9 protein-coding genes are annotated in these 6,815 nt (G+C 60.5%); 4 read left to right on the top strand and 5 right to left on the bottom strand.

Annotated features, from left to right (window positions below; genetic code table 11):
• Positions 1-154 precede the first annotated feature (154 nt).
• Both K6T12_RS18255 and bioA read right to left on the bottom strand, forming a co-directional pair.
• Positions 155-586 (bottom strand): acyl-CoA thioesterase, encoded by a 432-nt coding sequence (locus K6T12_RS18255; RefSeq protein WP_222224317.1) that lies wholly within the window; start codon positions 584-586, stop codon positions 155-157.
• Positions 587-743: 157 nt separating this feature from the next.
• On the bottom strand, positions 744-2,033 hold the full coding sequence (gene bioA / locus K6T12_RS18250) for an adenosylmethionine--8-amino-7-oxononanoate transaminase (RefSeq protein WP_222224316.1): 1,290 nt from the start codon (positions 2,031-2,033) through the stop codon (positions 744-746).
• Between the two features lie 438 nt (positions 2,034-2,471).
• On the opposite strand from bioA, the gene K6T12_RS18245 reads away from it, so the two are divergent.
• From K6T12_RS18245 to K6T12_RS18230, 4 genes are all read left to right on the top strand, one after another.
• Positions 2,472-2,918, top strand: a complete 447-nt coding sequence (locus K6T12_RS18245; RefSeq protein WP_222224315.1) for an HvfA family oxazolone/thioamide-modified RiPP metallophore — start codon at positions 2,472-2,474, stop codon at positions 2,916-2,918.
• A 119-nt stretch (positions 2,919-3,037) separates the two neighbouring features.
• Positions 3,038-3,886: an HvfB family MNIO-type RiPP peptide maturase gene (locus K6T12_RS18240; RefSeq protein ID WP_222224314.1), complete on the top strand. Its 849-nt coding sequence runs from the start codon at positions 3,038-3,040 to the stop codon at positions 3,884-3,886.
• Positions 3,867-4,673, top strand: coding sequence for an HvfC family RiPP maturation protein (locus K6T12_RS18235; protein WP_222224313.1), 807 nt, complete (start codon positions 3,867-3,869; stop codon positions 4,671-4,673). The genes K6T12_RS18240 and K6T12_RS18235 overlap by 20 nt, the downstream gene beginning before the upstream one ends.
• 16 nt (positions 4,674-4,689) lie before the next feature.
• Positions 4,690-5,298 (top strand): HvfX family Cu-binding RiPP maturation protein, encoded by a 609-nt coding sequence (locus tag K6T12_RS18230; RefSeq protein WP_222224312.1) that lies wholly within the window; start codon positions 4,690-4,692, stop codon positions 5,296-5,298.
• Between the two features lie 109 nt (positions 5,299-5,407).
• Here K6T12_RS18230 and K6T12_RS18225 read toward each other — a convergent pair whose 3' ends face one another.
• Genes K6T12_RS18225 through K6T12_RS18215 form a run of 3 tightly spaced genes read right to left on the bottom strand, consistent with a single transcriptional unit; the run spans position 5,408 to position 6,800 of the window.
• Positions 5,408-5,743, bottom strand: a complete 336-nt coding sequence (locus K6T12_RS18225) for a hypothetical protein (protein ID WP_222224311.1) — start codon at positions 5,741-5,743, stop codon at positions 5,408-5,410.
• A gap of 50 nt (positions 5,744-5,793) precedes the next feature.
• A complete protein-coding gene (gene tsaA / locus K6T12_RS18220) occupies positions 5,794-6,504 on the bottom strand; it encodes a tRNA (N6-threonylcarbamoyladenosine(37)-N6)-methyltransferase TrmO (RefSeq protein ID WP_222224310.1) in 711 nt (236 codons plus the stop codon).
• Positions 6,504-6,800: a hypothetical protein gene (locus tag K6T12_RS18215; RefSeq protein ID WP_222224309.1), complete on the bottom strand. Its 297-nt coding sequence runs from the start codon at positions 6,798-6,800 to the stop codon at positions 6,504-6,506. The genes tsaA and K6T12_RS18215 overlap by 1 nt, the downstream gene beginning before the upstream one ends.
• Positions 6,801-6,815 lie beyond the last annotated feature (15 nt).

Below are 6,815 nucleotides of genomic sequence, written 5' to 3'. Positions count from 1 at the left end.
CAACTGCTGATAACTCATGGTGGTACTTCTTCTACTTTGGCGAGCTGAAGCGTATCACTGTCAGCAGTTGGCCACCTCCCGCCTTTCAACCATGAGTGTTGCACTTATTATCTGAATTCAGGGCCCGCTATTCTTGGCCGCCCGGCGGGCAAGGTCAGGCGTCTTTCTGCATCCGGGCCTTGAAGGCTTCGGGCACGGTGACCACCTTGCGCTCGTTGTAATCGAAGAACACGATGCCGGTCTTGGCGTGGGCCACCTCCACCGCGGTCTGCTTGTTGGAGATCAGGTAGTAGAAATCGCAGCCGTACTTGTTGAAATCACCGACTGCGACATCTATCTGAATCTGGTCGCCATGAAAGCCTTCGGCTTTGTAGATGATCGCGGTATCGGTCATGATGATGCCGAACCCCTCCACGTCCAGCTCGCTGTAGTGGTACTGGTTCAGGAAACGGACCCGGGCCTCGTGCACCATCGACAACACCGCGTCGTTGCCGAGATGGCCGCCGTAGTTGATATCGCTGATCCGGACCGGGATCTCGGTGCTGAAGGTATAGTGCTCCGGCATCTCCAGTTTGATTCTTGGCATGCTACTCCTCACATTCCTGGCGCCGCCGGATGTTCTAGGCGGCGCGTTCCACTATTTGATAGCGCTAGTGTAAGAGGCTAAGCGCCTGGGATGAACCCTAATCGGCTTAGGGTGTACCGCCGTCTACAGGCCCGGCGATAGGCCTGATCGTGAAATATCAGCCCCGGTAAGCCTGCAAGGCGCTGACCATGCCATCGGTCAGCAGTTGCAGGTCGGCATCGCTGATCACGTAGGGCGGCATCACGTAGACCAGCTTGCCGAACGGGCGGATCCACAGGCCGCGCTCGATAAACAGCTTCTGGATCTCGACGGTGTCGACCGGTGCCTTCATCTCGACCACGCCGATCGCGCCCAGGCAGCGTACCTCGGCCACGCTGTCCAGCTCGGCGGCAGCCGCCAGCCCCTGTTTCAGCCCCTGTTCGATACACCGCACACGGCCCTGCCAGTCGCTGTCACGCAGCAGTTTCAGGCTGGCGCCGGCCACCGCGCAGGCCAATGGGTTGCCCATGAAGGTGGGGCCGTGCATGAAACAGCCGGCGCCGCCGGCCGAGATGGTCTCGCCGATATGGCTGTTGGTCAGGGTGGCGGCCAGGGTCATGTAGCCGCCGGTCAGTGCCTTGCCGACACAGAGGATATCCGGCGTGATACCGGCATGCTGGCAGGCGAACAGCTCGCCGGTGCGGCCGAAGCCGGTGGCAATCTCGTCGGCGATCAGCAGCACCTGGTGATTATCGCAGAGTTCGCGGGCCCGCTTCAGGTAACTGGGCGAATAGAAGCGCATACCGCCGGCGCCTTGCACGATCGGTTCCAGGATCAGCGCGGCGATCTGCTGGTGGTTGTCGGCCAGCAGCTGGGCCAGCGGTTCGATATCGGCCTCGTCCCAGGGCTGATCGAAGCCGATCTGCGGCGCCGGGGCGAACAACTGCTGCGGCAAGACGCCGGTGAAGATCTCATGCATGCCGTTGACCGGGTCGCACACCGCCATGGCGCCGAAGGTGTCGCCGTGGTAACCGTTGCGGATGGTGATCAGCTTGTGCTTCTCCGCCAGGCCTCGGGCGTGCCAGTACTGGATCGCCATCTTGATCGCCACCTCGACGGCCACCGAACCGGAGTCGGCCAGGAACACCTTGTCTAGCTTCTCCGGCGTCATCTCGACCAGCGCGCGGGCCAGCTCGATCGCCGGCTGGTGGGTCAGGCCGCCGAACATCACGTGGGACATCTTGTCGATCTGCTGGTGGGCGGCGGCGTTCAGCACCGGATGGCCGTAGCCGTGGATCACCGACCACCAGGAGCCCATCCCGTCGATCAGTTCGCGCCCGTCGGCCAGCCGGATGCGTACCCCTTCGGCGGATTCGACCGGGTAGGCCGGCGGCGGATTGATCATCGAGGAGTAGGGGTGCCAGATATGTTGCTGGTCGAAGGCGATCTGTTCGGCGGTGATACTCATGGCGTTCGATGGTCCTCGGGTTTGTCTTTATAGAACGCTCTCTATTAGACCGAATCCGGTCGGGCTAAGCCAGAGGGCAGTCGTCGCCGTCTGCCGGGCCGCAGCAAACCGCGGTTGGAGAGCGTTGCGGGTCTTGTTAGCGGCAGGCTTTGGGGTAACTGGAAAGATCGACTTTAGCGAGGCTGCGCCGGCCACGAAATGCAGCTATAGGGATCTGCTTTCCCCTGATATATTGCCTGGCTTTTCAGCCAGCCGAAGTGGCTGGTAGGAAAATTTTTCCAAATCTTGTGTAAGAAACTGCCGCCGGCCACGACCAATGACACATCATGGTACTCAAATTGCTGAGAACCGAGGCATGAGCAGCCTGACAGGCTCAGAAAAAAGCAACAAGAATCGATAACCGACTAACCCGAGAACATACTTTAAAAGGTGAGACTAATGGCTAAGACAACTTCTATGAAACCGCTGGTTGCAACTGTAGGTGCTGCGTTTATCGCCGGGATGGCATCTGTGTCCATGGCGAATGCTGCCGAGAATCCTTTTGCCACTACCGAATTGAATGGTGGCTACGCTCAACTGGCCGAGAAAACCGAAGGTAAATGCGGCGAAGGCAAGTGTGGTGGTGAGAAGACCCGCGCTGCCGGTGAAGGCAAGTGTGGCGAAGGCAAGTGCGGCGGTGATAAAGCCTCTGCCGAAGGCAAGTGTGGCGAAGGTAAATGCGGCGGCGATAAAGCCTCTGCCGAAGGCAAATGCGGTGAAGGCAAGTGCGGTGGTGACAAAAAAGCCTCTGCCGAGGGTAAGTGTGGCGAAGGTAAATGCGGCGGTGATAAAAAAGCCTCTACCGAGGGTAAGTGCGGTGAAGGCAAATGCGGTGGCGAAGGCTGAGCCGATACCCTTAACGTCGAAGTCAGCTAAAAATAGTTGATCCCGGCAAGGAAAGGCCCCAGCGTTGAGGGGCCTTTTTTATCTGGACAGGGATTTTCCGCATGAACTGGAGGTGAGTGATGAAGACAGAGTATCCGGTGCAGGGAGCCGGACTGGGCTATCGGCGCTGTATGCAGGATTCGCTGGCTGACCTGGAACCGGGCCGGGTCGATTTCCTGGAAGTCGCGCCGGAGAACTGGATCGGCCTGGGCGGACGTTTCGGCAAGCGGTTCCGTGAATACAGCGAGCGCTACCCCTTTATCTGCCATGGATTGTCGCTGTCTTTGGGCGGACCGACGCCGCTGGATATGGATTTCCTGAAACAGCTGAAACGGTTCATCGCCGAGCATCAGATTCGTGCCTACTCCGAACACCTCAGTTACTGCAGCGATGACGGTCACCTGTATGACCTGATGCCGATCCCCTTTACCGAGGAGGCGGTGCACTACGTGGCGGCGCGAATCCGCCAGGTGCAGGAATTGCTGGAGCAGAAGATCGCCATCGAAAACGTCTCCTTCTATGCCGCACCTTCCAGTGAAATGAGCGAGCTGGAGTTTATCCTGGCGGTGCTGGATGAGGCGGACTGTGAACTGCTGCTGGACATCAACAACATCTACGTCAACAGCGTTAACCACCGCTATGACCCAAGCGAATTCCTGGCCCGGATGCCGGCCGAGCGGATCCAGTACCTGCATGTGGCCGGCCACTATAACGAAGCGGATGATCTTATCGTCGATACCCATGGCGCCGATGTGGTCGATCCGGTCTGGCAGTTGTTGCAGCAGGCGTATCGGCGCTTCGGACCGGTACCGACCCTGTTGGAACGCGATTTCAATATCCCGCCGATGGCGGAACTGCTGAGCGAAGTGGACCAGATCCGCCATTACCAGCAGCAGTGGAGGGCTGACCATGACCGTACCGTCGCCTGAGCGTAAGCGGGCCGGCGATGGCCCGAATGCGCCTGCCTTCCAGCAGGCCCAGTACCAATTTGCCGCCCATATCCGTCAGCCGGCGAAAAATCCCCGTCCGGCCGATGTCGAAGAGCGGCGCATGAAGATCTACCGCGAGCTGTTCTACAACAACATCGAAGGTTTTCTGCAGGGCAATTTTCCGGTGCTGCACCGGTTGTCCAGCGATGAGTACTGGCACAGCCTGGTACGCGACTTCTTCGCCACCCACCGCTGCCAGAGCCCCTATTTTCTGGAGATCGGTCAGGAGTTTATCGCCTACCTGGTCCAGGAGCGTGAGCCGCAGCCGCAGGATCCGCCGTTTCTTGCAGAACTGGCCCATTACGAGTGGGTTGAACTGGCGCTGGAAACGGCCGAGCAGGCACCCGACTGGACGCAGATCGAGCCGGACGGTGACCTGCTGGCGGGGCATCCGGTACAGTCGCCGCTGGCCTGGTCGCTGGCTTACCAGTACCCGGTGCATCGAATCGGAGAGCAGTTCCAACCGGATCAGCCGGGGGAGCAGCCGACCTACCTGCTGGCGTATCGTAATGACGACTTCGATGTGAAGTTCATGGCGATCAACGCGGTCACCGCTCGATTGCTTTACCTGCTGGCCGAATCGCCGCAGTTGAGCGGGCGGGCGGCGATGCAGCAGATCGCCGGCGAGCTGAATCACCCGCAGCCCGAGATTGTTATCGACGGTGGTCTCCAGACGCTGAAGCAGCTGCGGGCTGTCGGCGTACTGCTGGGCACCGCACGGAACTGATGGAAAGGAATAGACGATGGCAAGCCTGATTGAACGCTACAACAAAGTACATGATCTGTTGAACCACAGCCGCCGGTTGGACGGGCTGGCACCGCTGCTACTACGGCTCTACCTGGCGCCGGTACTGATGCAGGCGGGCTACAACAAGTTGATGCATTTCGAAGATACCGCCGCCTGGTTTGGTAACCCCGACTGGGGACTGGGCCTGCCGATGCCGGAACTGATGGCGGCGCTGGCGGCCGGCACCGAGTTCTTCGGCGGCATCCTGCTGCTGGTGGGGCTGGCGGTGCGCTGGATCAGTATTCCGTTGATGGTCACCATGGTGGTGGCGGCGGTGACGGTACATCTGGAGAATGGCTGGCTGGCGATCGCCGATACCAGTAGTTGGCTGGCCAATGAGCGGGTGATGGAATCCGCTGAGCGGCTGGCGCGCGCCAAGGACATTCTGCGCGAGCACGGCCATTACGACTGGCTGACCGGCCGGGGCTCGGTGGTGATCCTGAACAACGGTATCGAATTCGCAGCGACCTATTTCATTATGCTGCTGAGCCTGTTCTTTACCGGTGCCGGTCGTTACTTCAGCATCGATTACTGGCTGGCGCGGCGCTATCGCGGCGAGGTTTGATTGGTTTACCTCCAGATGTCATGCGGCCTGAACCGGCCGCTTCTTGTGCTTCATGTAGCAGAGGGCTGGAGAGGGCTTTAGCCGCAATCCGACCAAAGCCGGCCCCGGCTCAAAGGCTCTTGCCGAGCAGCTCCCGATACAGCTGCATGATCTGCTGTTTCTCCTGCTCGCTGGCGTCACCGAAGGCGTCGATCAGCTCATCGACGATCGGCTGGCAGGCGTCGGTGGCGGCCATCATCCGCTGCAACCGGTTGGCCATGTCCTCTTTCAGCGCCAACTGGTCGGCCAGACACTGCTGGTAGTTACGGACATAGGGCGCCAGTTCAGAATCCCGCATCAGCTGCTGCAGCTGCTCGAGCGGCGTGGCCGATTCGGCTTGTACAGCCTGCAGGGGCGACAGCGCCAGCAACAGGACCAACAGTGGTGAGGCGACGGAACGGGCCATGATGAAACTCCTGATCTTGAATTCTTGAAAGCCGTTAGCTAACCGGCCGCTCAAACCGGTTCGATCTCCAGCACATGGATCACCTGGTCGGTGATCTGCCAGCGGATATTCAGGTGGTGCAACTGCAGACCGTAGACCCGCTCGCTATCGCCCTTCTTGTAGGCCGGACGTGGGTCGCAACGGAGAATCTCGCTGATCTGGCGGGCCAGCGGTTGATCCAGGTCCCGACCGTAGCGTTGGCAACTTTCCGCCGCCTGTTCGGAAAACTCCACCGGCAGCTCCAGCTGTTCGATCGACTGAGCCAGGCCGAACTCGGCCTCGTCGATCCGGTCGGAATAGGGTAGGTAAGGCTTGATATCGATGATCGGCGTGCCGTCCAGCAGGTCGGCGCCGGTGACATGCAGCAGCACCTGTTCGCCACGGCATTCGACCCGGTCCAGCCTCACCGGCGACAGGCCGACCGGGTTGGGTCGGAACGGCGAGCGGCTGGCGAACACGCCGAGGCGCTGATTGCCGCCCAGCCGGGGCGGTCGCACCAGCGGTGCCCAGCCTTTGCCGACGCATTCGCTGAACAGGAACAGCAACCAGATATGGCTGCACTGTTCCAGGCCGCGCACCGCTTCGCGGCTGGCATAGTCCGGTGCCAGCTCGATAATCGCCTGCATCGAGTTGACCAGGCCGGGCTGGCGTGGAATGCCGAACTTCTGCTTGAAACCACAACGGACATGGCCGATCGGCTGGAACTGGATCGTCTCGCTCATCAGGCCTGGCTACCCGGCTGGATCTGCGGCTGCACGGCGGCCAGTACCGCCTGGCGTTCGTCATCGCTAAGTTTCAGGCTGACCAGTCCTTTCTGCAGGCCGGCCAGCATCGCCGCGCGGCCAGCATCATCCAGGCCGGCGGCCAGTCGGCCCAGCTCGAGGCCGAGGATCAATGCGGTCTGTGCCGGAGTCTGGGCGTATTCCGGATTTTCTTGCCGGACTTTCAGCGCCTGGCCGATAAAGTCTCGGGTCAATTGGCAGGCGCGGTCGGCCGGGTTGTCGCTGGGCTGGGTCATGGGGTCGCCTCTTGA

Source organism: Marinobacterium arenosum (assembly GCF_019795155.1).
Taxonomy (GTDB): domain Bacteria; phylum Pseudomonadota; class Gammaproteobacteria; order Pseudomonadales; family Balneatricaceae; genus Marinobacterium_C; species Marinobacterium_C arenosum.
This window is presented reverse-complemented; position numbering and strand designations above follow the sequence as displayed.

Bases quoted from the DNA above. Each gene is read 5' to 3' on its own strand.
- K6T12_RS18255 (WP_222224317.1), bottom strand. From the start codon at position 586: ATGCCAAGAATCAAACTGGAGATGCCGGAGCACTATACCTTCAGCACC.
- bioA (WP_222224316.1), bottom strand. From the start codon at position 2,033: ATGAGTATCACCGCCGAACAGATCGCCTTCGACCAGCAACATATCTGG.
- K6T12_RS18245 (WP_222224315.1), top strand. From the start codon at position 2,472: ATGGCTAAGACAACTTCTATGAAACCGCTGGTTGCAACTGTAGGTGCT.
- K6T12_RS18240 (WP_222224314.1), top strand. From the start codon at position 3,038: ATGAAGACAGAGTATCCGGTGCAGGGAGCCGGACTGGGCTATCGGCGC.
- K6T12_RS18235 (WP_222224313.1), top strand. From the start codon at position 3,867: ATGACCGTACCGTCGCCTGAGCGTAAGCGGGCCGGCGATGGCCCGAAT.
- K6T12_RS18230 (WP_222224312.1), top strand. From the start codon at position 4,690: ATGGCAAGCCTGATTGAACGCTACAACAAAGTACATGATCTGTTGAAC.
- K6T12_RS18225 (WP_222224311.1), bottom strand. From the start codon at position 5,743: ATGGCCCGTTCCGTCGCCTCACCACTGTTGGTCCTGTTGCTGGCGCTG.
- tsaA (WP_222224310.1), bottom strand. From the start codon at position 6,504: ATGAGCGAGACGATCCAGTTCCAGCCGATCGGCCATGTCCGTTGTGGT.
- K6T12_RS18215 (WP_222224309.1), bottom strand. From the start codon at position 6,800: ATGACCCAGCCCAGCGACAACCCGGCCGACCGCGCCTGCCAATTGACC.